At 64.6% G+C, this 24,430-nt stretch carries 26 protein-coding genes; 11 read left to right on the top strand and 15 right to left on the bottom strand.

The window, feature by feature from the left end:
• Positions 1-7 precede the first annotated feature (7 nt).
• Positions 8-1,135 (top strand): Mrp/NBP35 family ATP-binding protein, encoded by a 1,128-nt coding sequence (locus tag NG698_RS07080; RefSeq protein WP_252598297.1) that lies wholly within the window; start codon positions 8-10, stop codon positions 1,133-1,135.
• A gap of 42 nt (positions 1,136-1,177) precedes the next feature.
• Here the strand turns inward: NG698_RS07080 and NG698_RS07075 are convergent, their stop codons facing one another.
• From NG698_RS07075 to sigE, 3 genes are all read right to left on the bottom strand, one after another.
• Positions 1,178-1,588 (bottom strand): twin-arginine translocase TatA/TatE family subunit, encoded by a 411-nt coding sequence (locus tag NG698_RS07075; protein ID WP_252598298.1) that lies wholly within the window; start codon positions 1,586-1,588, stop codon positions 1,178-1,180.
• Between the two features lie 69 nt (positions 1,589-1,657).
• On the bottom strand, positions 1,658-2,551 hold the full coding sequence (locus tag NG698_RS07070; protein WP_252598299.1) for an anti-sigma factor: 894 nt from the start codon (positions 2,549-2,551) through the stop codon (positions 1,658-1,660).
• An 8-nt stretch (positions 2,552-2,559) separates the two neighbouring features.
• Positions 2,560-3,177 carry an RNA polymerase sigma factor SigE gene (gene sigE, locus NG698_RS07065; protein ID WP_252598300.1) on the bottom strand — a complete coding sequence of 206 codons (618 nt, stop codon included), beginning with the start codon at positions 3,175-3,177 and terminating at the stop codon, positions 2,560-2,562.
• 228 nt (positions 3,178-3,405) lie between these two features.
• On the opposite strand from sigE, the gene NG698_RS07060 reads away from it, so the two are divergent.
• Positions 3,406-4,038 (top strand): O-methyltransferase, encoded by a 633-nt coding sequence (locus NG698_RS07060; RefSeq protein WP_056343985.1) that lies wholly within the window; start codon positions 3,406-3,408, stop codon positions 4,036-4,038.
• Positions 4,039-4,121: 83 nt separating this feature from the next.
• Here the strand turns inward: NG698_RS07060 and NG698_RS07055 are convergent, their stop codons facing one another.
• The 4 genes from NG698_RS07055 to NG698_RS07040 all read right to left on the bottom strand — a co-directional run bounded on the left by NG698_RS07055 (position 4,122) and on the right by NG698_RS07040 (position 6,973).
• Complete coding sequence (locus NG698_RS07055) at positions 4,122-4,289, bottom strand: DUF3117 domain-containing protein (protein ID WP_009357720.1); 168 nt, start codon at positions 4,287-4,289, stop codon at positions 4,122-4,124.
• Positions 4,290-4,524: 235 nt separating this feature from the next.
• Positions 4,525-5,733, bottom strand: coding sequence for a putative hexosyltransferase (locus tag NG698_RS07050; protein ID WP_252609085.1), 1,209 nt, complete (start codon positions 5,731-5,733; stop codon positions 4,525-4,527).
• A gap of 35 nt (positions 5,734-5,768) precedes the next feature.
• Positions 5,769-6,167 (bottom strand): DivIVA domain-containing protein, encoded by a 399-nt coding sequence (locus tag NG698_RS07045; protein ID WP_252598301.1) that lies wholly within the window; start codon positions 6,165-6,167, stop codon positions 5,769-5,771.
• A gap of 23 nt (positions 6,168-6,190) precedes the next feature.
• A complete protein-coding gene (locus tag NG698_RS07040) occupies positions 6,191-6,973 on the bottom strand; it encodes an LOG family protein (RefSeq protein WP_252598302.1) in 783 nt (260 codons plus the stop codon).
• A 117-nt stretch (positions 6,974-7,090) separates the two neighbouring features.
• On the opposite strand from NG698_RS07040, the gene NG698_RS07035 reads away from it, so the two are divergent.
• The 4 genes from NG698_RS07035 to NG698_RS07020 all read left to right on the top strand — a co-directional run bounded on the left by NG698_RS07035 (position 7,091) and on the right by NG698_RS07020 (position 10,407).
• Positions 7,091-7,846, top strand: coding sequence for an amino acid ABC transporter ATP-binding protein (locus NG698_RS07035; protein ID WP_104062136.1), 756 nt, complete (start codon positions 7,091-7,093; stop codon positions 7,844-7,846).
• 73 nt (positions 7,847-7,919) lie between these two features.
• Positions 7,920-8,807, top strand: a complete 888-nt coding sequence (locus NG698_RS07030; RefSeq protein ID WP_252598303.1) for a glutamate ABC transporter substrate-binding protein — start codon at positions 7,920-7,922, stop codon at positions 8,805-8,807.
• A gap of 95 nt (positions 8,808-8,902) precedes the next feature.
• Positions 8,903-9,553 carry an amino acid ABC transporter permease gene (locus tag NG698_RS07025; protein ID WP_056343998.1) on the top strand — a complete coding sequence of 217 codons (651 nt, stop codon included), beginning with the start codon at positions 8,903-8,905 and terminating at the stop codon, positions 9,551-9,553.
• Positions 9,550-10,407: an amino acid ABC transporter permease gene (locus NG698_RS07020; RefSeq protein ID WP_104062134.1), complete on the top strand. Its 858-nt coding sequence runs from the start codon at positions 9,550-9,552 to the stop codon at positions 10,405-10,407. The genes NG698_RS07025 and NG698_RS07020 overlap by 4 nt, the downstream gene beginning before the upstream one ends.
• A gap of 62 nt (positions 10,408-10,469) precedes the next feature.
• Here NG698_RS07020 and dapE read toward each other — a convergent pair whose 3' ends face one another.
• A complete protein-coding gene (gene dapE, locus NG698_RS07015; protein ID WP_252608997.1) occupies positions 10,470-11,606 on the bottom strand; it encodes a succinyl-diaminopimelate desuccinylase in 1,137 nt (378 codons plus the stop codon).
• A 50-nt stretch (positions 11,607-11,656) separates the two neighbouring features.
• Here dapE and dapD point away from each other — a divergent pair, with 50 nt between their 5' ends.
• Positions 11,657-12,697: a 2,3,4,5-tetrahydropyridine-2,6-dicarboxylate N-succinyltransferase gene (gene dapD, locus NG698_RS07010; RefSeq protein ID WP_252598305.1), complete on the top strand. Its 1,041-nt coding sequence runs from the start codon at positions 11,657-11,659 to the stop codon at positions 12,695-12,697.
• Positions 12,698-12,704: 7 nt separating this feature from the next.
• A complete protein-coding gene (locus NG698_RS07005) occupies positions 12,705-13,562 on the top strand; it encodes a transglycosylase SLT domain-containing protein (protein ID WP_374210086.1) in 858 nt (285 codons plus the stop codon).
• Positions 13,563-13,587: 25 nt separating this feature from the next.
• On the opposite strand, the gene NG698_RS07000 is transcribed toward NG698_RS07005, so the two are convergent.
• On the bottom strand, positions 13,588-14,199 hold the full coding sequence (locus tag NG698_RS07000; protein ID WP_252608993.1) for a hypothetical protein: 612 nt from the start codon (positions 14,197-14,199) through the stop codon (positions 13,588-13,590).
• Between the two features lie 94 nt (positions 14,200-14,293).
• Complete coding sequence (locus tag NG698_RS06995; RefSeq protein ID WP_252598308.1) at positions 14,294-14,905, bottom strand: TetR/AcrR family transcriptional regulator; 612 nt, start codon at positions 14,903-14,905, stop codon at positions 14,294-14,296.
• Between the two features lie 64 nt (positions 14,906-14,969).
• On the opposite strand from NG698_RS06995, the gene galE reads away from it, so the two are divergent.
• Entirely contained in the window at positions 14,970-15,983 is a 1,014-nt protein-coding gene (galE, locus tag NG698_RS06990; RefSeq protein WP_252598309.1) for a UDP-glucose 4-epimerase GalE, read from the top strand.
• Positions 15,984-16,131: 148 nt separating this feature from the next.
• Here the strand turns inward: galE and NG698_RS06985 are convergent, their stop codons facing one another.
• From NG698_RS06985 to fdxA, 3 genes are all read right to left on the bottom strand, one after another.
• Positions 16,132-17,415 (bottom strand): citrate synthase, encoded by a 1,284-nt coding sequence (locus tag NG698_RS06985; protein ID WP_104062127.1) that lies wholly within the window; start codon positions 17,413-17,415, stop codon positions 16,132-16,134.
• 229 nt (positions 17,416-17,644) lie between these two features.
• Positions 17,645-18,793 (bottom strand): succinyldiaminopimelate transaminase, encoded by a 1,149-nt coding sequence (gene dapC, locus NG698_RS06980; RefSeq protein WP_256470862.1) that lies wholly within the window; start codon positions 18,791-18,793, stop codon positions 17,645-17,647.
• Positions 18,794-18,806: 13 nt separating this feature from the next.
• Positions 18,807-19,133, bottom strand: coding sequence for a ferredoxin (gene fdxA, locus NG698_RS06975; RefSeq protein WP_056344030.1), 327 nt, complete (start codon positions 19,131-19,133; stop codon positions 18,807-18,809).
• A gap of 134 nt (positions 19,134-19,267) precedes the next feature.
• Here fdxA and NG698_RS06970 point away from each other — a divergent pair, with 134 nt between their 5' ends.
• Positions 19,268-19,513: a putative acetyltransferase gene (locus NG698_RS06970; protein WP_082575922.1), complete on the top strand. Its 246-nt coding sequence runs from the start codon at positions 19,268-19,270 to the stop codon at positions 19,511-19,513.
• Positions 19,514-19,600: 87 nt separating this feature from the next.
• On the opposite strand, the gene typA is transcribed toward NG698_RS06970, so the two are convergent.
• Entirely contained in the window at positions 19,601-21,529 is a 1,929-nt protein-coding gene (gene typA / locus NG698_RS06965) for a translational GTPase TypA (protein ID WP_058931842.1), read from the bottom strand.
• A gap of 270 nt (positions 21,530-21,799) precedes the next feature.
• Here typA and NG698_RS06960 point away from each other — a divergent pair, with 270 nt between their 5' ends.
• Positions 21,800-22,654, top strand: a complete 855-nt coding sequence (locus NG698_RS06960) for an SGNH/GDSL hydrolase family protein (protein WP_252598310.1) — start codon at positions 21,800-21,802, stop codon at positions 22,652-22,654.
• A gap of 67 nt (positions 22,655-22,721) precedes the next feature.
• Here the strand turns inward: NG698_RS06960 and NG698_RS06955 are convergent, their stop codons facing one another.
• Positions 22,722-24,428 (bottom strand): dipeptide ABC transporter ATP-binding protein, encoded by a 1,707-nt coding sequence (locus tag NG698_RS06955; RefSeq protein ID WP_252598311.1) that lies wholly within the window; start codon positions 24,426-24,428, stop codon positions 22,722-22,724.
• Positions 24,429-24,430 lie beyond the last annotated feature (2 nt).

Genomic DNA, 24,430 nt, shown 5'->3' with positions numbered 1-24,430 from the left:
CGCCCGCATGAGCGCCTCCCTGGAGCAGGCAGTCCACGCTGCGCTGGCCACCGTGATCGATCCTGAGCTCCGCCGTCCCATCACGGAACTGGGCATGGTGGAGTCCGTGGATGTCGCTGCGGACGGCCAGGTCAGGCTGGCTGTCCTGCTGACCATCGCGGGCTGCCCCCTGCGCGGGACCATTACCGCAGACTCTGAGAAGGCGCTGTCCGCAGTTCCGGGCGTGACCGGCGTCGAGGTTGAACTGAAAGTGATGAACCAGGCCCAGCGAGACGCCCTGAAGGAACAGCTCCGCGGCGCCTCCGGGCAGCGCGGGATTCCGTTCAACGAGCCGGGGTCCCTGACCAAGGTGTTCGCGGTGGCAAGCGGAAAGGGTGGTGTGGGCAAGTCATCGCTGACCGTCAACCTTGCCTGCGCCCTGGCCGCCCAGGGCCTCCGAGTGGGCATTGTGGACGCCGACGTCCATGGCTTCTCGGTTCCGGCCCTGATGGGCATCACGCAGGCGCCCACCCGGGTGGACGACATGATCCTGCCCCCGGTGGCCTACGGCGTAAAAGTGATTTCCATCGGTATGTTCGTCGCCGGAAACCAGCCGGTTGCCTGGCGTGGGCCGATGCTCCACCGGGCCCTGGAACAGTTCCTGACGGACGTCTACTTCGGCGACCTCGACGCCTTGTTCCTCGACCTGCCGCCCGGCACCGGTGACATCGCGATTTCGGTGGCCCAGTTGCTGCCGAAGGCTGAGATCCTGGTGGTCACCACACCCCAGGCCGCAGCTGCCGACGTCGCCGAGCGCGCCGGTGCCATCGCCACCCAGACAGGTCAGACGGTGGCCGGCGTCATCGAGAACATGTCATACCTGGAAATGCCCGACGGCGGCCGGATGGAGCTGTTCGGAAGCGGCGGGGGGGCGGTCCTCGCCGAACGGCTCACGACGACGGTGGGCACCGATGTGCCGCTCCTGGGACAGATTCCGCTGGACATCCTGCTGCGGGAAGGCGGCGACGCCGGCACGCCCATCGTGCTTGGCCGGCCAGAAACTCCGGCAGCCGTTGCTTTGACCGAAATTGCCGGAAAACTTGCTGCCAGGCCCAGGGGCCTGACGGGGATGAGACTGGGGCTGCAGCCGCGATAACGCAGCGGTTGCCGACCAGAGGCGACGGGGCCTAAGTGTGGCCTAAGTGGCTTCGGTATCGAACGGGGCGGGTTCGCCCTGAGGCAGTGACTGAACCACACGTTCGGGACGGGAGGAAGCCGCCCCGCCTGTGGCAACCGCCCCTGCACCGGCGACGGCAGCCACCGCGGCCGGCGCTCCAGCACTGACGGACTTGGTGTCGTCGTCCAGGAGGGCTTCCTTGATGATGCGCCGCGGATCATACTGGCGGGGATCGTATTTCTTCCAGTCGACATCGTCGATGTCGATGCCCACTTCTTCCTTGATCTGCTCCCGCGCACCGGAGGCCATCCGGCGGACTTCCTTCACGAGATTCGCAAGTTTCTGGGTGTATTCGGGCAGGCGCTGGGGACCGATCACCAGGATGCCGATGATCAGCAGGAGGAAGAACTCCGGGCCGTTGATTCCAAACACTTTAGGAAGATTACCCTCTCCGGAGCCCCGCTGACGATTCCTGCCCGCCAGCGTCGCACAGTGCCTGCATCACGGAGCCAGCATCTCCCCGAGTTTGCGGATTCCCCGCTCCAACCGGGCGGCGGGAGAGTCGTCCGCTGCGGTCACCGGGGAGTCGGCAGGCGCGGTGCTGACACCCGCGTTAATTCCTTCTACGGCGAGGACGCTGAGCCGCTGCAGCACTGGAACGGCGTCATCAGCCTGCTCCGCCGGGAGGTCGGACTCAACAATGAAAGTTCCTGCCGTGGTCTCTACGGTGGCCCTCCAGGGCGCCTGGCTGCTGACCAGCAGCTTCCCCTCGTTCTGACCGGCGATCTGTTCGGAGTTCTGCTGGGTGTCCTCGCCCGACTGCTGCTCGGCGTCCACGGGATGCTGTTCCACGATAGTGGCATAGTGTTGCCCATCGGTCAGGTGCATTTCCACCGCCGGCCGCCCATTCAGCGTTATGGCATTGGCGCTCCGGACGTGGAAGCCGAGTGACGCCAGTTCCGGACAGACCCAGCCTTCAGAGCGCAGGGCCAACAATTGCGGAGCACTGATCTCCCTGCCGTCGGCCGGTAGCCGGGCCGTATGCTGCACCAGACTCCCGTTGATGGCGGATTGGGCGACGGGCAGGCTGTCCCCCGCCAGCGCAAAAGCGCTGACGGCAAGAACTCCAGCGGCTGCTGCTGTCCCGCCGGCGGCAAGTGCCACGGCTCGCGCGGCCCGGTACGGGCTCGGGGCTGGCTCGGCCGCGGCCGCGAGCAGCTGCGTCCTGACCAGCAGCCGGGCCGTCAGGTCCTCGCTGGCAGGCGGCACGGCCGCGTCACGGAGCCGCTCGATGTACTGGCGTTCACGCTTCAGCGCCGCTGCACATTCTGCGCAGGTTTGCACGTGGTCGGCGCCGCGGTGATGCCGGCGGCCGAAGGGGTTCTGGGGCGTCATGGTGCCGATCAGAGGATGCTGGCGATGCGCGGCAGCGAAAGCTTCGGCGTGCGTCCTTGCTGTGGCCTGGGATCGCGGTGCGCCAGCTTTTCGCGCAGCATGGTCCGGCCCCGGTGGATACGGGAACGGACGGTACCCAGTTTGACGCCGAGTGCAGCGGCCACTTCGTCGTAGGACAGGCCTTCCAGGTCGCAAAGCACGACGGCGGCGCGGAAGTCCGGGGGCAGCTCCTCCAAGGCAGCCTGGACATCGAGGTCCAGGTTGTTCAGTTCGAAGCTCTGTTCCGGTCCGGGTTCACGCCCGGGAATCCGGGATTCGGCGTCATCGGCCAGCGCGTCAAACCGGATGCGGGTTTTCCGGCGGGCCTGGTCCAGGAACAGGTTGGTGGTGATGCGGTGCAGCCAGCCATCCAGTGTCCCTGGCTTGAAATTCTCCAGCGACCGGAAGACGCGGACGAACACCTCCTGGGTGAGGTCCTCGGCGTCGAACTTGTTCCCCGTCAGGCGGTAAGCCAGCCGGTAGACCTTGGCGGAGTGGTTGGCCACCACTTCCTCCCAAGTGGGCCTGACCCATACAGCGGCGGAATCTTGCGTCGCAGGGACAGGCGCCATACCTGATGCTGACATTCGTCCACTCCCATCGTGGATTGCTATCGCCCGGATACTGTTGACATCTCTTGTTCGGCGCCGATCACCTCTCGGATGACCGGATATCCATCATTTCAAAGTTGGCTGGGAATTTCCTGACCGGGGCGGTTCTTCAGCCAGAGGCACAACGATTCCCTTCCGCGGCTGGCACCCCCTCACACAGTAGGCTGTACTAAACACTCCCCTGCCGCCCAGAAAGCGAATCACATGAGCGCCGACAAATCCACGAGCTGGTCCTATGCAGAAGATCTGCCCGCAGAGGATGAGGTTATGCTTCGTGCCAGGGAGCGCTCTTTCGAACTGGGCGTGACGCCCATCGGCGCAGGTGTTGGTGCGGTCCTGACGGTGTTGGCTGCGGGCTCGAAGGCCCAGACCGCCGTCGAAATCGGCACAGGCGCAGGTGTCTCGGGGGTATGCATCCTGCGGGGGCTCGGACCGCAGGCCGTGCTGACCACCATCGACGTGGACGTCGAACATCTGAAGGCGGCACGTGAAGCCTTTTCGGAGGCAGGCAGTCCGGCCAACCGCACCCGTACCATTTCCGGCCGCGCCGGTGATGTCCTCCCGCGCCTGACCGACTCCGCTTATGACCTGGTGTTTGTTGATGCGGACAAGCCCGGTCTGCCCGGCTACGTGGAACAGGCCGTCCGGCTCCTGAAGGCCGGCGGGCTGCTCATCATCAATGACGCACTGGACAAGGACCGCGTGGCCAATCCGGCTGTCCGGGAGTCCAACACGGTGGTGCTCCGCCAGGTGGGCAAGGCAATCCGCGACGACGACCGTCTGGCGTCCGCGATGCTTCCCACGGGCGACGGCCTGCTGGTCGCGGTTAAGAAGTAGATCCACAGCAAATAAGCCAAGGTCCGCAGCGGGTTGGCTGCGGACCTTGGCCTTGCGGGATTATTCGGCAACGCCGAACGGGATTATTCAGTCACGCCGACGAGGCATTCCTTAAGGTTGGCCGCCTCCGCAGCGTTCAGTTCCACCACAAGCCGTCCGCCGCCTTCGAGCGGTACGCGCATGATAAGGCTACGGCCCTCTTTGGTGACTTCCATAGGGCCGTCGCCGGTGCGTGGTTTCATAGCCGCCATGAGGAATTTCCCCTCCATTTAGTCCCAGGACATATCAGCCCGGATGGGCTGTGTCCGCATGGTCAAATCAAGCCGCTATGGCGGCCCGTACTGATGCCGCCATGGCTGAACATTTCTGAATGCTTTTTGTCCCTGCTTACTTACTATTATCCCGTAATGACCCGCACGTAGCTAATCGATGGACATTTACGGCCGCGTCGGATTCCCCAATCTGCCGGCCAGGCGCCGCCCGCGATCACGGCGGATAATCGCCGCCGCCCGGAAGCTGCGCCCATGCCCACAGCCAGACGATCCACACGATCTGGAGCAGGACAAACATTGTCAGGACCGTGCCGCGGTATGCCTTCGACCGGGACAAGAGCGCGGCAGCCAGGGCCAACGGGAACAGCGGGAGCAGCATCCGGAAAGTACTGGTCTGGGGGTGGAGGAACACCAGGAGGTAGCCCATGTAGCAGGCGCACCACAAGCGCAGTTCCACACCAAGCCGGACCACCGGCGGGGAGAACAGCAGGAGCGCAAAGAGGCCGGCAAAGACGAATGGCGCCACGATCCCCAGGACGGGGCCAAAGAGGTCGACGCCGGCGTCGAACCAGGGCTTGAAGGGCACCAGGTCATGGCCGCGCCACACTGTTTCGGTTTTGGTATACGCCTCAATATCTCCGGTGGCGGCCCAGGCCGCTGCCGGCCACAGCAGTGCCGAGGCACCGCACACCACGGTTAGGCCCGCCAGGGACGCCAACTCCCCGAGGCTGTGGGTGCCCGGCCGCTCCCCGCGCCCCGGTTCGAACAGTCGCCAAAGGAAGAGAAGCCCCACCATGGCGGCAAAGGGAACGCCCACGGGTCGGGAGAGGCACAGCAGCAGGACCACCGGCATGGCAACGAAATAATGACGCCTGATGACGAGCAGCAGGGCGGTGGCCAGCAGGAAAACAGTCAGGGGCTCCGCGTACGGGACCTGGAGAATGGCGGACACCGGAAAGGTCGCGAAGAATGCCACGCCCCAAAGCGCCGCAGTGTGCGAAGCCTTGTGCCTGAACAGACAGTACAAAACCAGCGCCGCACCTAACCCCGCCAGCATGGCGACGACCGTAAGCGCCACGGCAGGGCTGATTCCGGTCAGGCCTGCGAGCGCACGGCCCAGGGCCGGGAAGAGCGGATAGAAGGCCCACGCATTTTCCTGCACGTTGCCGGCGGCATCCGTTGGAAGCGGTGAGGGATAACCGTCGGTGATGATCCGGCCGTACCATCGCGCATCCCAGATATTGATGAAGTTCCAGTAGTCAGGGCCGGCCGGAAACCACGGGTTAGGCCCTTGGTGCAGGGCTGCTGCCATAAAGATGCAGGCGCTGACCAGCCGGGCAGTGGCGTAGAGGGAGGCAACCTGCAGCCACCAGGGCCAGCGTTGGACCGCCCACCTGGCGCGGGCGCCGAATGCGGTGATCAACGCCGTCGGGCCCGTCCGGTCCCCCGTGTCAGTGCTCAAGCGCCGGCCTCCGGGCGCGCCGCCCGTTCCGATTCCAGCAGCCGTGCCCGGAGCCTGCCCATTTCTTCGTCTTTGGCCGCGATTTGGTCCCGCAGTTCGTCGAGGACCTGGTCCACCTGATCCATCCGGTATCCACGCAGGCCGAGAGAGAAGCGGACCCGGTCGACGTCGCCAGGTGCAGCGTCCGCGGGCAGCAGCACCGGCGGAAGGTTGGCGGGCGGCTGCCCGAACCCCCGGTAGAGAATCGGATTCTCCGGGACCTCGGAGCCTGTGGCCGGTTCACTGCCCCGGCGGAGGCTGCGCAGAATGCCGCGGCGGCCACCGGCGCCTGCCCACAGGGTGGCGGCGATCAGCACGATGGCGAGGTAGACCAGGAAAAAACTCACAGCACCCATCGTGCCAGATATGGGCCGACGCCCTATTCGGGCCGTTGCTCGCCGTTGGTGGAAACCGGGGGCGTCCAGTGCAGCACCAGCTGCACCGCTTCGGCGGGATCGTCCACCACCTGGATGAGGTCCAGGTCCTTTGCGGAGACCATTCCCTCGGCCACGAGGGTGCCCTTGATCCATTCGATCATCGGCCCCCAGAAGTCGACGCCGAGGAGCACGATCGGGAAGGAGGTCACCTTCCGCGTCTGGACCAGGACCATGGCTTCAAAGAGTTCATCCAGCGTTCCCAACCCGCCGGGAAGAACGATGAAGCCCTGGGCATACTTGACGAACATGGTCTTCCGGGCAAAGAAGTAGCGGAAGTTAATGCCGAGGTCCACCCACTGGTTCAGGCCCTGCTCGAAGGGCAATTCAATGCCCAGGCCGACGGAGACGCCGTTGCCTTCCACGGTGCCGCGGTTGGCGGCCTCCATGGAGCCCGGACCGCCGCCGGTAATGACGGCCACGCCCGCGGCTGCCAGCTTCCGGCCTACTTCCATGCCCATTTCGTAGTACGGGCTGCCGGGCTTGGTGCGCGCCGAGCCGAAGACACTGACGGCGGGCCCCAGATCGGCAAGCGCGCCGAACCCCTCGACGAACTCGCTCTGGATCCGGAGGACGCGCCAGGGGTCCGAATGGACGAACTGTCCTGCGCCTTTGGTATCAAGCAAATGCTGGTCGGACATTTCCACAGCCGCCTGCTTGCGACGGAGTTCAAGGGGCCCCTTACGGCGCGGCTGGGTAGTTTTGGCCGGATCTGCGTTGATGCTCATCCCCCAAGGCTAATGCCAAGGCCAGCGTGCCTGTGGCAGGTATCTCTTGAATCACGATCCGCGCGAACTTGGCGTGATTCACCTCATAACCAGCCAATGTTCGCTAGATTCTTCTTTATGACTACTCATGTGCCCGGCGATGCGCTCGTCTCCCTGAATGGTGTGAATAAGCATTACGGTCAGTTGCACGTTTTGAAGGACATCAATCTCCACGTCCGTAAGGGCGAAGTGGTGGTGGTCATTGGCCCGTCAGGCTCAGGAAAGTCCACGTTGTGCCGTGCCATCAACCGTCTGGAAACCATCGAAGGCGGCACCATCAGCATTGATGGAAAGGTGTTGCCGGAGGAGGGGAAGGAGCTGGCCCAGCTCCGCGCCGACGTCGGGATGGTCTTTCAGTCCTTCAACCTCTTCGCGCACAAGACCATCCTTGAGAACGTGACGCTTGGCCCCATCAAAGTCAAAGGCGTTGCCAAGGCCCAGGCGGACAAGGAAGCCATGGCATTGCTGGAGCGCGTGGGCGTGGGGCACCAGGCCCCCAAACTCCCGGCGCAGCTCTCCGGCGGCCAGCAGCAACGCGTGGCCATCGCCCGCGCCCTGGCGATGAAACCAAAGGTCATGCTCTTTGATGAGCCCACCTCTGCGCTGGACCCCGAGATGATCAACGAGGTCCTTGACGTCATGATCCAGCTGGCCAAGGAAGGCATGACCATGGTTGTGGTCACGCACGAAATGGGTTTCGCCCGGAAAGCCGCCGACCGTGTGGTTTTCATGGCGGATGGCCAGATCGTGGAGGATGCCAAGCCGGAAGAATTCTTCACCAACCCGAAGAGTGACCGAGCGAAGGACTTCCTGTCCAAGCTGCTCACCCACTGATTTTCCATCAACGAACACACACTCCAGTTCGCACCCAGGCCGTGACCCACGGCCGACCAATGAAAGGAATGTCATGAAGGCATTTATGACCCGCCGGAAGTCGTTCTTCGTGGCGGCTACTGCTGCCCTGGCGTTGTCCCTGAGCGCATGCGGCGGCACCACCCCCGGCACCACCAGCGATCCCACTGTTGCCGACAAGCCGACGTTTGCCGCCGGCACCACCATGGCCAAGCTGTCCGCCGCAGGCACCATCAAGATCGGCACAAAGTACGACCAGCCGCTCTTCGGCCAGGTGGGCCTGGACGGCAAGCCGGTAGGCTTCGACGTCGAGATGGGCAAGCTGATCGCAGCCAAGCTGGGCATCGCCGCGGACAAGATCGAATGGTCAGAGACTGTCTCAGCCAACCGCGAACCCTTCATCGAGCAGGGCAAGGTGGATATTGTCATCGCCACCTACACGATCAATGACAAGCGCAAGCAGGTTGTCAGCTTCGCGGGCCCGTACTACGAGGCCGGCCAGGCGCTGATGGTGAACAAGGACAACACGTCCATCACCAAGCCTGAGGACGTCGCAGGCAAGAAGGTGTGCTCCGTCACCGGTTCTACCCCTGCCGCGACAATCGTGGACAAGTACAAGGCCGAGCTCGTGCCGGCAGCCACCTACTCCGCCTGCCTTGAGCCGCTGCGCAACAAGCAGGTCGAAGCGATCACCACGGACAACGTGATCCTGGCCGGCTTTGTGGACAAGGAACCGGATGCCTTCAAGCTGGCGTCGGATCAAACCTTCACCAAAGAGCCGTACGGCATTGGCCTGAAGAAGGACGACACCGAATTCCGCAACTGGATCAACGACCAGCTCGAGGCGTTTGGCAAGGACGGGTCCTACAAGAAGGCCTGGGAAGCAACCGCAGGTTCGGTCATCAAGACCGCCCCTGAACTTCCCGCCATCAAGCGCTACTAGGTAGCCACGGCGGCTTCCGGGGAATTCGTTGACCGCGTTCCCCGGAAGCCGCCGGCCTGCTTTTTGACCCCCTACGCCCAGAGCCGAAGGATCCTATGGAAGTCATCATTGAAAACCTGCCCCTTTATTGGGAAGGCCTTCTTCGCACCCTTTTCCTGTCCGTCGTCTCCGGCATCATCGCCCTTATCCTCGGAACACTCCTGGCAGCAGCCCGAGTTTCCCCCGTTGCGGCCCTCCGGGGATTCAGCACCGTCTACGTGGAAATCCTCCGGAACACCCCACTGACCATTGCCTTCTTCTTCGCAGCGATCGTCCTGCCCCGTCTCGGCGTGACCTTCCAGCAGTTCGAGGTCGCAGCGATCATCGCCCTCAGCGCCTATACAGCGGCCTTCATCGCTGAAGCCGTCCGCTCAGGCGTTAACAGCGTCCCGCTCGGCCAGGCTGAGGCCGCGCGCAGCATCGGCATGAACTTCGGCCAGGTCCTGAATCTCATCATCCTGCCGCAGGCGCTTCGGACCGTGATCCCGCCGCTGATCAACATCCTGATTGCCCTCGTCAAGAACTCCTCCGTCGCCGGCGCGTTCTTTGTCCTGGAACTGTTCGGCTACGGCCGCCAAATGGCCAACGCCAACGGTGACCAGGTCATGGCAGTACTGCTCGGCGTCGCGTTCTTCTATCTGCTCCTCACCATTCCGCTGGGCATCCTTGCCAGCACCGTGGAACGAAAGGTGGCGATTGCCCGATGACTTCAGTCCTCTACGACGTTCCCGGCCCCAAAGCGCGCCGGGTCTCGCTGATCGGTTCCGTGGTTGGAACCGTGCTGATCCTGGGCCTTCTGGCATGGATTGGCATGACTCTCGCCCAGCAGGGCATTTTTGAAGGTCGCCGCTGGGCGATCTTCACCCGGGGCGACGTCTGGACGCTGCTCGCCAATGGCCTCGGCGCAACGCTCACCGCCGCCGCCCTCGCCGCAGTGATCGCGTTTCCCCTCGGCCTGATGTTCTGCCTGCTGCGCATCTCGCTGGTCGCCTGGATCCGGATTCCCGCCCGCGTGGTCCTGGAGTTCCTGCGCGGCATGCCGGTTGTGCTGATGATGCTCTTCGTTCTGCTGGTGTTCGGGACGAGTTCCTTCGTCGCGGTGGTGGCCGGGCTCGTCCTCTACAACACCGCTATCTTCGCGGAGATCATCCGGGCCGGCATCCAATCACTGCCGAAGGGACAGCGGGAGGCGGGCCTGACCATCGGCCTGACCAGCTTCCAGTCCCGGATGCTCATCGAGCTGCCGCAGGCTGTCCGCCGTATGATGCCGTCGCTGGTTGCCCAACTCGTGGTGCTCCTGAAGGACACCTCCCTGGGCTACATCGTGGCGTACGGCGAACTTCTGCGCGCAGTGCAGGTCATGGCGGACTTCCTCGGGAACGCGTTCCTGTTCCCCATCTTCTTTGTGGCTGCCGCCATCTACATTGTGATCAACATCTGCGTTTCCCGGCTCGCAATCTGGATCGAGCGCCGCGGTTCCACGAAGACGGCAGGCGGTGTTGCCAAAGCGCCAACCGCTGTGGTCGCACCGGAACTACCGGATGTACGCGAATCCAAGTAGCCACATCCACACACGCAGAAGGGTCCGCAGCCTGCAGGCTGCGGACCCTTCTGCGTGCAGGCTTACGCCGCAAGCCAACTCCGAAGCGCCCGCAGGCATTCCCGGATGGCGTCGGCGTCGACGTGCTCGTTGTCCTTGTGGGCCAGCAGCGGATCGCCGGGGCCGAAGTTCACTGCCGGGATCCCCAGTTCGCTGAAACGCGCGACGTCGGTCCAGCCGTATTTCGGTTTCGGCTCGGCTCCGACGGCGGCCACGAAGGACGCGACGGCCGGGTGGTTCAGTCCCGGGCGCGCACCGGCGGCGGCGTCGGTGCGGACCACAGCGAAGCCCGCCAACAGTTCGCGCACATGCGCCTCCGCCTGGTCCGGCGTCTTGTCGGGGGCGAAGCGGTAGTTGATTTCGACGACGCAGCGGTCCGGGATGACGTTGCCGGCCGTGCCGCCGTTGATCTTCACGGCGTTGAGGCTCTCGCGGTAGTCGAGGCCGTCCACGTTGATGGTCCGCGGCTCGTAGGCTGCCAGCCGGGCCAGGATGGGTGCCGCCGCGTGGATGGCGTTGCTGCCCATCCACGCACGGGCAGAGTGTGCTGCCTCGCCCACCGTGGTGGCCTCAAAGCGGCTGGTGCCGTTGCAGCCACCCTCGACGGTGCCATGGGTCGGCTCCAGGAGGATGGCAAAATCGCCGCCCAGGAGGCTGCCGTGGTTGCGGACCAGGCGGCCCAGTCCGCTCTTGACCGCTTCCACTTCCTCATGGTCGTAGAACACGAAGGTGACGTCCCGCTGGGGCGCCCCGCCGCCGTCGAACATTGTGGCCGCCAGCGCGAGCTGCACGGCGACACCGCCCTTCATGTCCGTGGCTCCTCGTCCGTAGAGCACGCCCTCCCCGGGGACACCCGAATCCCAGGTGGACGGGACGGTACCGCGCGCGCCTTCAGTAACCGGCAGCGGCACTGTGTCCAGGTGTCCGGCGAGGATGACGCGTTCCGCCCTGCCGAGTTCCGTGCGCGCGATGATGGCGTCACCGTCGCGGACCACCTGGAGTTCCGGGATGGCCCGCAGAGCCACTTCGACAGCGTCCGCCAGTTCCGTCTCATTCCCGGAGACACTGTTGATGTCCATCAGGGCGGCGGTCAGCACGGAGACGTCCTGGCGGAGGTCCAAAGGCACGGTGATCGATTCAGGGGCGGTTTCGGCAGTCACGTTGCCAGTCTAGTTCGAACCCGGTGCCCGCCTCTCGGTAGACTGGGGCCATGACTGAGACCGCTACCTCCGCCGCGCCCAAAGACCAGAACGCAACTTCCGAAGCCCGCTCCGCCTACGGCTTCGGCTTGGCAACCATCGCCACCGCAACGGGCGGGGAAAATGCCGAAGCCACCGTCCTTGACGTCTGGTTCCCCGCGCCCGCGCTGGGCGTTGCGGCCGAAAACCTGCGCGCCGTGGAGAATGCGGACGAAACCCTGGTCCAGCTCGCCGCGAGCGGCACAGACGCTGACCGCGGGACCGAGCAGAAAGTGGTCTTCGTCCAGATCAACCTTGACGAAGCTCCGGCTGACACTGCAGACGCGTACCTCCGGCTGCACCTGCTTTCCCACCGGCTGGTCCGGCCCAACACGATCAACCTGGACGGCATCTTCGGCAAGCTGCCCAACGTGGTGTGGACCAACTTCGGCCCCGCCGCGGTGGAAGGCTTCGAACTGACCCGCGCCAAACTTCGCCGCCGTGGTGCCGTCACCGTCTACGGCGTGGACAAGTTCCCCCGCATGGTGGACTATGTGGTGCCCGCCGGCGTCCGGATCGCCGACGCCGACCGTGTCCGTCTCGGTGCCCACCTCGCCGAAGGCACCACCGTGATGCACGAAGGCTTTGTGAACTTCAACGCCGGCACCCTGGGCGCCTCCATGGTGGAAGGCCGCATCTCCGCCGGCGTCGTCGCCGGCGACGGCAGCGACGTGGGAGGCGGCGCGTCGATCATGGGCACACTCTCCGGGGGCGGCAAGGAAAAGATCGTCATCGGTGAGCGCGTCCTGCTGGGCGCCAACTCCGGCGTCGGCATCAGCGTCGGCGATGACTCCGTGGTGGAGGCAGGCCTCTACGTCACCGCTGGAACCCGTGTGCTCGTTCCCGGGCCCAAGGACGAGAATGGCGAGGACACCGCCAAGATCGTGAAGGCAGCCGAGCTGTCCGGCGTCCCCAACCTCCTGTTCCGGCGCAACTCCACCACCGGCGCCGTCGAGGCGCTGCCGCGCAAGGGCCAGACGGTGGAACTCAACGACGCCCTCCACGCCAACTGACCCGTCGGTGGCACGTGGACGCAGTTTCGTTCGCCCCACCGTGCTGCTGCTTACCCTGGCGCTGGCGGGCGCCGGCATCTACACAGCGGTCTCCTTCCTGCAGCGCTCCGAAACCCTGGTCCCGGAGCGCTGCACGGCCGACGTCGGGACCCAAAGCGCAGAGCTTGCAACGGACCAGGCGGTTAATGCCTCACTGATTACAGCGGTGGCGGTGCAGCGCGGGCTGCCTCCCCGGGCAGCCAGCATCGCCCTTGCCACCGCCATGCAGGAATCCAAGCTGCGCAACATCGCCCATGGCGACCAGGCCGGCCCTGACTCCCGTGGACTCTTCCAGCAACGTCCCTCGCAGGGGTGGGGAACCGAGGCCCAGGTGATGGACCCGTACTACGCTGCCAATGCTTTCTACGATGCCCTGGTCAAGGTTCCCGGCTACGAGTCCCTGGAAATCACCGACGCCGCCCAGCGTGTCCAGCGCTCGGCCTACCCCCTCGCGTACGCCCAACACGAAGATATGGGCCGGTCCTTCGCGTCCGGCCTGACCGGCCAGGCGCCCGCCTCGCTGCTGTGCACTTTGCGTGCCCCGCAGGAACCGGGCATCCCCGCCGCCGTCGAATCCGAGCTAGCCCAGGCGTTCGGGCCGCTCGCCATCACCACGGAGAATGATTCGCTCGTGGTGGCAGCTGACGGCAGCCAGGCCTGGTCCGTGGCGCAGTGGGCAGTTGCCAATGCCAAGGGCCTGGCGGTGACGCGCGTGGACGTTGCAGGCCGGAGCTGGGACCGTGAGGATCTGGGCGGCTGGCAAAAATCCGACGCGCCCGCCGGACAGGTCCGCATTACAGTTGCACCGGCCGGCACCGGCAGCTGACGGCCCGGATGCTGACCGCCCCGCCTCAGACCAGGATGTCCACCACGGGCTGGACGTAGCTGCGGAAGAGCTCCGGCGCGGACATGAGGTTATGGCTCATGATGATCTTGTCCGGCTCCAGGTACCACGCCCGCTGTTCGTTCAGCGGCAGTTCGATGATGGTCAGGGTGAAGTCCCGTGACCCCCGGCCCACCTCCAGCAGGCGGTCATCCACCATGTCGCCCAACAGCTGGTCCGAACCGCTGGCCACCCGTTCGGCTTCCAGCCGGACGTACTCGCTGCGGCGCTCCCGTGCCCAGGTCAGCGCGGACCCGAAATGCGCCTGCAGGACACGCTGGAGGGCCGGGGAATTCCCGAATTCCCCAAAATCCGGAGGGGACAGCTCCGGTGACGTCTGGGGGTGTGCCTTCAGCAGCTGCTCCCACCAGGCCTCCCATTCGGTCTTGAGCGCACTCTGCCCGCCGACGTCGGCGGTGAGGTGCGAGTGGTCTGCATGGCGGATCTTCGGCGCGGCATGCGACAACGCGGGGTGGCCGGCGCCGTCGAGTCCTGCCGCATCACGGACGAAGAGCGCGATCATCAGAGGCCCGGACGTATCCGTGGTGATCTGCCAGCCGGAACCACCTGTGTGATGCATCCCTACTCCTCCTGTGGCCTGCCTGTACCGGCCTGACCAGCCGGTTCCGCTCCCCCGGCTCCCAGTCTATTCCCGTTGCCACCGGACGGTAATGTCAGGCGGCCAGGCTCTTCAGGTGCCGGTCCAGGACGTCGTGGCACATCTGTGCCGTCATCCAGGCGGGCTGCAGGAGGGCGTGCATGCACAGCCCGTCCAGCGTAGCCAACAGCCTCTCCGCCTCGACGGCCAGCGACTGCTGCCCGTCGCCGTCGTCCGGTACCAGGCCCGTGATGACCTGCCCGACGACGGCTGCCACCTCCCGGTGGCTCCGATCCGCCTCGGCTGCGAGGAAAGGACGGATCCTGGCCGCGTTTTTGAAGGCCATCCACACGCAGGCGTCCACGGCCCGCTCCTCGTCGAGCGGCAGAAATTCACCCAGCAGGGTTAAAACCGCCTCACGATGCGGGCCGGTCCCGGGTTTGCTGGCGGCCATCGCCGGCAATGCCGCGGTGAGCCGGCCCGTGATCCGGTCCACAACGGCGGCAAAGGAATGGCTGAGCAGTTCTTCACTGCCGGCAAAATAGTGCCGGACGGAGCCAACGGCGAGGCCTGCTTCGTCCGCCACCTCCCGCAGTGAGGCCCGCTCGAGGCCGTCGACGGCGATGATCCTAAAGACCGCTTCAACGATTTCTGCGCGCCGGGTTTCGGCATCAACAATTTTGGGCACTCCTATTATTTAGCACACCCGTGCTTAAATCCACGCATCCGCGGAATTGGGATAGCGTGGAGGCATGAAAATTCTGGTCACAGGTGGCACCGGGTACATCGGTTCGCACACAGTCTTGTCCCTGCAGGAAGCCGGCCACGATGTGGTGGTGATCGATAACCTGGTGAACTCCAGCGAGGAGTCACTGCGCCGGGTTGCCGAACTCAGCGGCAAGACCGCCGAATTCCACAAGGTGGACCTGGTGGACGAAGCCGCAGTGGAAGGCGTCTTTGCCGCCCACACGATCGACGCCGTGATCCACTTTGCCGGGCTCAAGGCGGTTGGTGAGTCGGTCCGCGAACCGCTCAAGTACTACTACAACAACCTTGTGGGCACGCTGAACCTGATCCGGGTGATGGACCGCCACGACGTCCGCTCCATCGTCTTCAGCTCCTCCGCCACAGTGTACGGCGAGCACAATCCCATCCCCTACGTGGAAAAGATGGAGATTGGCGCCAACAACCCCTACGGCCGCACCAAGGAACAGATCGAGGACATCCTCGCCGATCTGGGCGCCGCTGACACGCGTTGGCACATTGCCCTGCTGCGCTACTTCAACCCGGTGGGCGCACACCCGTCCGGCCGCATCGGCGAGGACCCGCAGGGCATCCCCAACAACCTGGTGCCCTTCATCGCCCAGGTGGCCGTGGGACGCCGCGACAAGCTCATGGTGTTCGGCGGGGACTACGACACCCCTGACGGCACCTGCCTGCGGGACTACATCCACGTCGTCGACCTCGCCGAAGGCCACGTGGCAGCCCTCAACCACGTGGCGGACCGCTCAGGCGTCTACCGCTGGAACCTTGGCTCCGGGAAGGGCTCCTCCGTGCTGGAGGTCCTGCGATCCTTCGAGAAGGCCGTGGGCCAGCCCATCCCCTACGAGATCACCGGACGCCGCGCGGGCGACCTCCCGGCCTTCTGGGCCGACGCCACCTCCGCCCTGGCCGACCTGAGCTGGTCCACCACGAAGACCGTGGACCAGATGTGCGAGGACCACTGGCGCTGGCAGAAGAACAACCCCCTGGGTTACACCTCCTAGCATCGGTTGCTCCCCATCGATCGCTCCGTAACGGCCCTTTAGGACGCTCAAAACGGCGTTTACGGAGCAATCGATGAGAGTACGACGGCGGCCGGCCACCTTCGCGAAGAAGGTGACCGGCCGCCGTCGTTATTTAGTCAGGGCCGGCTTAGCGGACCGGGTAGTCGCGCTCGGGTTCGCCGATGTACAGCTGGCGCGGGCGGCCGATCTTGGTGTTCGGGTCGCTGATCATTTCACGCCATTGGGCGATCCAGCCCGGCAGGCGGCCGATTGCGAACAGTACGGTGAACATCTTCTCCGGGAAGCCCATGGCCTTGTAGATCAGGCCGGTGTAGAAGTCCACGTTCGGGTAGAGCTTGCGCTGGATGAAGTAGTCGTCGTTCAGCGCCTTCTCTTCGAGGCGCATGGCGATCTCGAGCAGTTCGTCGTTGCCGCCGAGCTTGGTGAGGATTTCGTGGGCCGTGGCCTTGACGATCTTGGCACGCGGATCGTAGTTCTTGTAGACGCGGTGTCCGAAGCCCATGAGGCGGACGCCGTCTTCCTTGTTCTTGACCTTCTCCATGTAGTCCTCGGGCTTGGTGCCGTCGGCCTGGATCTGGCGGAGCATCTTCAGCACTGCCTCGTTGGCGCCGCCGTGGGCGGGACCGAAGAGGGCGTTGATGCCGGCTGACACCGAGGCGAAGAGGTTGGCGTTGGAGGAGCCCACCAGGCGCACGGTGGAGGTGGAACAGTTCTGCTCGTGGTCAGCGTGCAGGATGAGGAGAAGGTCCAGCGCCTTGGCGATGACCGGGTCCACTTCGTACTGCTCGGCCGGCAGGCCGAAGCTGAGGCGGAGGAAGTTCTCCACGAGGTTGTGGGAGTTGTCGGGGTACAGCATGGGCTGGCCGATGCTCTTCTTCAGGGCGTAGGCGGCGATGACCGGCATCTTGGCCAGCAGCCGGTACGTGGAGACTTCTACCTGCTCAGCGTTGAACGGATCCAGCGAGTCCTGGTAGAACGTGGACAGCGCCGACACGGCCGAAGAGAGCACAGGCATCGGGTGGGCATCACGCGGGAAACCGCTGAAGAAGCCCTTGAGCTCTTCGTGCAGCAGCGTGTGGTGACGGATACGCTGGTCGAAGGCTTCCAGTTCCGTGGGTGTCGGCAGGTTGCCGTAGATCAGCAGGTAGGACACCTCAAGGAAGCTGGAGTGCTGCGCCAGCTGTTCGATGGGGTACCCGCGGTAACGCAGGATGCCGGCATCGCCGTCGATGTAGGTAATTGCGGACGTGGTTGCTGCGGTGTTCATGAAGCCGGGGTCAAAGGTGACTGCGCCCGTCTGCTTGAGCAGCTTGGAAACGTCGTAGCCTTCGTTTCCTTCAACAACCTGGATGCGCGGGAGCTTGAGCTCGCCTCCTGCATGGTGCAGGGTTGCGCTGTTGGTCTCAGTCATGGAGTCCCCTTCATGAGGCGCGTGGGCCTCTGTCGAAAGCTTGATCCAACATCCGGTGAGCCGTGGCAGTGACCCTGTTCATCCAGGAATCCAACACCCGGGCTGCCTTCTTGTAGAAAGCCACCATTGATAGTCACTTAAAAAGTACCGCCCGTTTGCGGGTGTCACTAATCGGAGGCGTGCGAAACCCCCGTAAAATGCCGCCTTTGTGGTGCGAGTCACATGATTGTTACGGCGCCGTGGCCAGTCTGGCCACTGCGGCGTCAATCCGTTCATCAGTGCCCGTCAATGCGACACGCACAAACCCGTTGCCGGCTTCGCCGTAAAAGACGCCTGGCCCCACCACGATGCCTCGCTCAGCAAGCCGGGCCACGGTGTCCCAGGTGCTCTCTCCCGCGGTGGACCAAAGGTACAGTCCGGCGTCGGAATCCTTGATCTCCAGCCCGAAGCCCTGCAAAGCCAGCACCAGGCGCTCCCGGCGTCCGCGGTAGAGGTCCTTCTGGGCCTGGACGTGGGTGTCCTCGCCCAACGCAACCCGCATTGCTTCCTGCACCGGGTAGGGGACGATCATGCCGGCATGCTTGCGGCTGTTGACGAGGTTGGCCATGATGGCCGGGTCACCGGCCACAAACGCTGCGCGGTAACCTGCCACGTTGGACTGCTTGCTCAGCGAGTACACGGCCAGAAGGCTCTCGTGGGACCCGCCGGAAACGCGCGGATCCAGGATGCTGGGCACGGGCTCGCCGCCGCGCTGTGTGTCCCACGCGCCCCACCCGAGTTCGGCGTAGCACTCGTCCGAGGCCACCACGGCGCCCAGTTCGCGGGCCTGCGCCACAAGCGCTTTAAGGGACTCAACATCCCTGACGCTTCCGGTGGGGTTGCCCGGGGAGTTTACCCAGATCAGCCGCACGCGTGCGCGGGTGGCATGGTCCAACTCGTCGAGGTGGTCGGTAGCGACGGAGGTGACGCCAGCGAAAGTAGCCCCGATGTCATAGGTGGGGTAGGCAACCTTGGGGCGGACGACGACGTCGCCCGGCTTCAGCCCGAGCAGGAGCGGCAGCCACGCCACCAGCTCCTTGGAGCCGACGGTGGGCATAATGTTCTTAGGGTCCAGGCCGGGGACGCCGCGGCGCCGCTCGAACCACGCCGCAATGGCTTCCCGCAACGGAACGGTGCCGTGGACCGTGGGGTATCCCGGGGCGTCCGCGGCGGCCCTGAGGGCATCCTGGATCACAGCGGGAGTGGGGTCGACTGGCGTGCCGATCGACAGGTTCACGGCCCCGCCGGGGTGCTCAGAGGCTTTGGCCAGGTACGGTGCCATGGCCTCCCACGGGTAGTCGGGAAGGCTCAGGCCAAAGCTGTTCACGGCAGCGGTCAACGCGATGCCCGGCTCAGTGGTCTTGGTTCTGCAGCGGCAGGGCGGCGATCATCGGGTGATCCTTGCCCGTGTTGCCCACCTTGGCGGCGCCACCGGGCGAGCCAAGGTCATCGAAGAATTCGACGTTGGCCTTGTAGTAGTCAGCCCACTCTTCGGGGGTGTCATCCTCGTAGTAGATGGCTTCCACCGGGCATACCGGCTCGCAGGCACCACAGTCGACACACTCATCGGGGTGGATGTACAAGGAACGCTCACCCTCATAGATGCAGTCAACGGGGCATTCCTCGATACATGCCTTGTCCTTGACATCTACACACGGCTGCGCGATTACGTACGTCACGTCCCTTGCCTCTCCACGATATTTCCCGGCAGTGGCCGGCACTTGAATCCGGCACCGGCCGGACTATTGACTTCTGAGCCTATTATCTCCCAGCCCGTCCACGCGAACCTAGCCGGCCGCCTTAGTATGAACTGGTGAGTCCCGCCCAGCCTACGCCCCGAGAATTTCTGGCCACCGCCCCGCCCGGAACACGGGTTGTAGTCCGCTACCGGATCGACGGCGGCCTGACGGACGCCCTGGGGCATCTGGTGGCCACTGACGACGGCGGCTGCACAGTCCGCACACGGAAGGCCGACGTCGTGATCCCCTTGGACCTGGTGGTGGCTGCCAAGGAAGTGCCGCCGGCGCCGGAGCGGCGCCCCGCTCGCGTCCGCAACTGACGCTTTCCTGACACAAAGGAAGCCGCCGGCACGACGGCGGGATTCCCGCCTGCCGTACCGGCAGCTTCAGTGACGTGCTATTTGGGACTAGGCCTTGGCGCGTGCCCGGGTGGACTTGGCGCGCTGGTTGACGTCCAGGATGAGCTTCCGGATGCGGATGGACTCCGGGGTGACCTCGACGCACTCGTCTTCGCGGGCGAATTCGAGGGACTCTTCGAGGGTCAGGTCGCGCGGGGGCGTCAGGTTCTCGAAGGTGTCCGAGGAAGCGGCACGCATGTTGGTGAGCTTCTTTTCCTTGGTGATGTTGACGTCCATGTCGTCGGCGCGGGAGTTCTCGCCGACGATCTGGCCTTCGTAAACCTCGGAGGTGGGACGAACGAAGAAGGAGCCACGTTCCTGCAGGTTGATCATGGCGAACGGCGTCACAACGCCGGCGCGGTCGGCCACCATCGAACCGTTGGTGCGGTACTCGATCGGGCCGGCCCAGGGCTCGTAGCCCTCGGAGATGGAGGCTGCGATACCGGCGCCGCGGGTGTCCGTGAGGAACTTGGTGCGGAACCCGATCAGGCCACGGGCCGGAACGATGAACTCCATGCGGCACCAGCCGGTGCCGTGGTTGGCCATGTTGGTCATGCGGCCCTTGCGGGCGGCCATCAGCTGGGTGACGGCGCCGAGGTACTCTTCCGGCACGTCGATGGTCATGTGTTCCATCGGCTCGTGGATCTTGCCGTCCACGGTCCGGGTGACAACCTGCGGCTTGCCGACAGTCAGTTCGAAGCCTTCACGGCGCATCTGCTCGACCAGGATGGCCAGCGCGAGCTCGCCACGGCCCTGGACTTCCCAGGCGTCGGGACGCTCGGTGGGGAGAACCTTGATGGAGACGTTACCGATCAGTTCCTTGTCCAGGCGGTCTTTCACCTGGCGGGCCGTGACCTTGGCGCCCTTGACCCTGCCGGCCAGCGGCGAGGTGTTGATACCGATGGTCATGGAGATCGCGGGATCGTCCACGGTGATCAGGGGCAGCGGCTGCGGGTTGTCGACATCGGTCAGGGTCTCACCAATGGTGATTTCCTCGATGCCGGCGACGGCGACGATTTCGCCCGGACCTGCAGACTCGGTGGGAACACGGTCCAGTGCCTTGGTGGCCAGCAGTTCGGTGATCTTGACGTTCTTGAGCTCGCCGTTGGCGCGGGCCCAGGCAACGGTCTGGCCCTTGCGCAGGGTGCCGTTGTAGATGCGCAGCAGGGCAAGACGGCCCAGGAACGGGGAGGCGTCCAGGTTGGTGACGTGTGCCTGGAGCACGCCGTTCGGGTTGTACGTCGGAGCCGGGATGTGCTCGATGATGGTCTTGAACAGCGGCTCAAGGTCCTCATTGTCCGGAGCGGAGCCGTCGGCGGGCTGGTCCAGGGAGGCGCGGCCTACCTTCGCTGCTGCATAGACGACCGGCACTTCAAGGATCTTGTCCAGGTCCAGGTCCGGAACTTCGTCGGCGAGGTCCGAGGCGAGGCCCAGGAGGAGGTCCATCGACTCGTGGACAACTTCCTCGATGCGGGCGTCGGGGCGGTCGGTCTTGTTGACGAGGAGGATCACCGGCAGGTGCGCGGCCAGGGCCTTGCGCAGCACAAAGCGGGTCTGGGGCAGCGGGCCCTCGGAAGCGTCCACGAGGAGTACAACGCCGTCCACCATGGACAGGCCGCGCTCTACTTCGCCGCCGAAGTCGGCGTGGCCGGGGGTGTCGATGACGTTGATGGTGATGGTTTCACCGTTGGAGGACGGTCCGTTGTAGGCCACGGTGGTGTTTTTGGCCAGGATGGTGATGCCCTTTTCGCGTTCCAGGTCACCGGAGTCCATGACGCGGTCTTCGAGGTGGTTGTGTTCGGCAAAGGAGTTGGTCTGCTTGAGCATGGCGTCGACCAGAGTGGTCTTGCCGTGGTCAACGTGGGCCACGATCGCGACGTTGCGGAGGTCACTGCGTGATGCAGTGGCTACCGCGGTGTTGGTGGTGGTTTCAGACATGCGTGATTGCTCGATTCAGTGGTGAAGTCAGCTGTTGTTTCGCGACATTTCCAACCGGAACGCACGATGGATTAGCCCAATAACACAGGGCTCCTTCCCTCATTCTAAACGCTGAGCCTATTGTTGGCCTAAAAATCTCGGATCGGCCCAGTCCGGCCGGTGGGAAATTCCGGCGCGCCACGGCCCAAAGAGTGACCAAGCTCACTGGATTTTTGTGACTTGGTGCACCATCATTGCTGTGATAGCCACAGCAAGCCCGGAGAATCCCTGATGCGAAAAGCCTCGGCTCTGACCCGCTTTGTCGCCTCTGGAATCGCGGTAGCCGCGCTCCTGGGCGGCTGCGGACAGACCCCAGCAGCAACACCGGACTCCGGCGTGCCATCCCCGGCGCAGGCGGCCGCGGCCGGCGCATACCAGGCCCGCGGCGGCGATCCGATCAGCCTGCCTGCCGGTTCTATGTACCGCAACCCGGCCAGCGGGCGTGACGAGGTGGTGGTGCCGGACATGCGGCACACTGCCCTCCTCATAGGCGATTCCCAATCCGAACCTACTGACGGGTGGCCACGTCTTGGCCTTGCCGCCGTTGGTTACAAGGTCCACTTCTGCGGGCTCGGCGGCACGGGATTCGTGGCGTCCAACGGCAAGACGGGCAACTACATCGACGCCTTGCAGCGCGGCGACTGGAAACTGCCGTACGGGACGCCCGCGCTGATCGTCATCCAGGGCGGCGGCAACGACGCCGCGCACGGCGCCACCGATGCCCAGATCGTGGCCAACGCCGACCGCCTGATCGGGGCACTCCGGGAACGCTATCCAGGCGCCAGGATGGCCATGATAGGCACCCTGGCCCGCGGCGCCAACTATGGCGGCGGGCGGAGGACCCAGGTGGACGCGCTGCTGGGCACGGTGTCCGCCAGGAACGGCATACCCTTTGTGGGCGTGGGCGACTGGCTGTCGAAGTACAACCTCGCGAAGAACCTGGCAGATGCCGTCCACATGGATGCCGCAGGCCGCAGGTCGCTGGGCGGGCTGCTTGGATCCAGGCTTAGGCAGCTGGGGCTCGAAGGCCCATCGCTGGACGGAACAGCCTCTGTGGCAGCTTCCGAAGCCACCCCAGCGGACTGAAAAAAGGAATGGAGCCGGCGCCCTGAAGGCACCGGCTCCATCCTTAACCCGGGATGCTGCGGCCGGATCAGGCCACTTCGGGCGGAAGCATCAGCTTCGCACCGGGAATGGCGTTGAGCAGCGCCTTCGTGTACTCCTGCTGCGGGGACTCGAAGACGTCGTCCGTGGAACCGGTCTCCACCAGCTTGCCCTTTTCCATCACACAGACGTGGTCGGCAATCTGCCGCACCACAGCCAGGTCATGGGTGATAAAGAGGTAGGTCAGCCCGAGGTTGGCCTGCAGGTCCGCGAGCAGGTTCAGCACCTGCGCCTGGACCAGGACGTCCAACGCGGACACGGCTTCGTCGCAGATGATCACTTCCGGATCCAGTGCCAGCGCACGGGCAATGGCAACGCGCTGGCGCTGGCCGCCGGAGAGCTCGTTCGGGAACCGCTGCATGCTTGATTGCGGCAGCGCCACATGGTCGAGCAGTTGGCGGACCTTCTTCTCCCGGCTCGCTTTGTCGCCGATCCTATGGACGCGCAACGGCTCCTCGATGGTACGGAAGATGTTGTACATCGGGTCCAACGAGCCGTAAGGATCCTGGAAGATGGGCTGCACCCGCCGCCGGAATTTGAACAGTTCCGACGCTTTCAGCAGCGAGGTGTCGACGCCGTCGAAAAGAATCTTTCCATCGGTCGGCTTTTCGAGCTGCAGCACCATTTTTGCCACGGTGGACTTGCCCGAGCCGGACTCCCCCACAATTGCAGTAGTGGTTCCCCTCGCGACGTCGAAGCTGACCCCGTCCACGGCTGCGAAATCCGTCGACTTCCCCAGCCCTTGCCGCAGCTTGTAGACCTTGCGCAAGTCCCTGATCTCCAGGACATGGTCCGCGGCAGCCGCCTCCGCATCAGGGGCGAGAAGATCAGACGCTTCCACGCCCTGTTCCTTGGCGACCTGGATCCGGCGGCTCGCCAGTGAAGGCGCAGACTCAACCAGCCGTTTCGTGTAAGGATGCTGCGGATTCTGGAGCAACTCCAGCGACGGTCCAGCCTCTACAACCTGCCCCCGGTACATGACCACCACCTTGTCCGCACGCTCGGCCGCCAGCCCCAAGTCATGGGTGATCAGCAGCACAGCGGTGCCCAATTCCGTGGTCATGGTGTCCAGGTGATCTAGGATCTGTCGCTGGACCGTGACATCCAGTGCCGACGTCGGCTCATCCGCGATCAGGAGCCGCGGCTGGCAGGAGAGTCCGATGGCAATGAGGGCGCGCTGGCGCATACCGCCGGAGAACTCATGCGGGTACTGTTTGGCGCGCCGGTGGGCATCCGGAAGTCCCGCCTGAGCCAGTACCTTTGCGATGTCGTCCGGACCACTGGGGCGGCCGTTCGCGCGGAGGGTCTCCTTGACCTGATAGCCGATCTTCCAGACCGGATTCAGGTTGGACATCGGGTCCTGCGGAACCATGCCGATGGTATTGCCGCGGAGCTCGATCATCCGTTTCTCGGTGGCATGGGCGATGTCTTCACCGTCGAGCAGGATCTGTCCGCCGGACACCGCACCATTGGTGGGCAGCAGGCCGATGGCGGCCAATGCTGTTGTGGATTTGCCGGAGCCTGACTCCCCCACGATGGCCACTGTCTCCCCGGGCATGATGGTCAGGTGGGCGTTGCGGACTGCCTGAACCTCGCCAGTGCTGGTCTTGAACGTGATGGCAAGGTCGCGGATTTCCAGAAGGGGACTGGTTCCTGAATACCCTGCCTCGTCGACGCGAACGTCGGGAATCGTCATCT

This window comes from Pseudarthrobacter raffinosi, from assembly GCF_023913735.1.
Taxonomy (GTDB): Bacteria; Actinomycetota; Actinomycetes; order Actinomycetales; family Micrococcaceae; genus Arthrobacter; species Arthrobacter raffinosi.
This window is presented reverse-complemented; position numbering and strand designations above follow the sequence as displayed.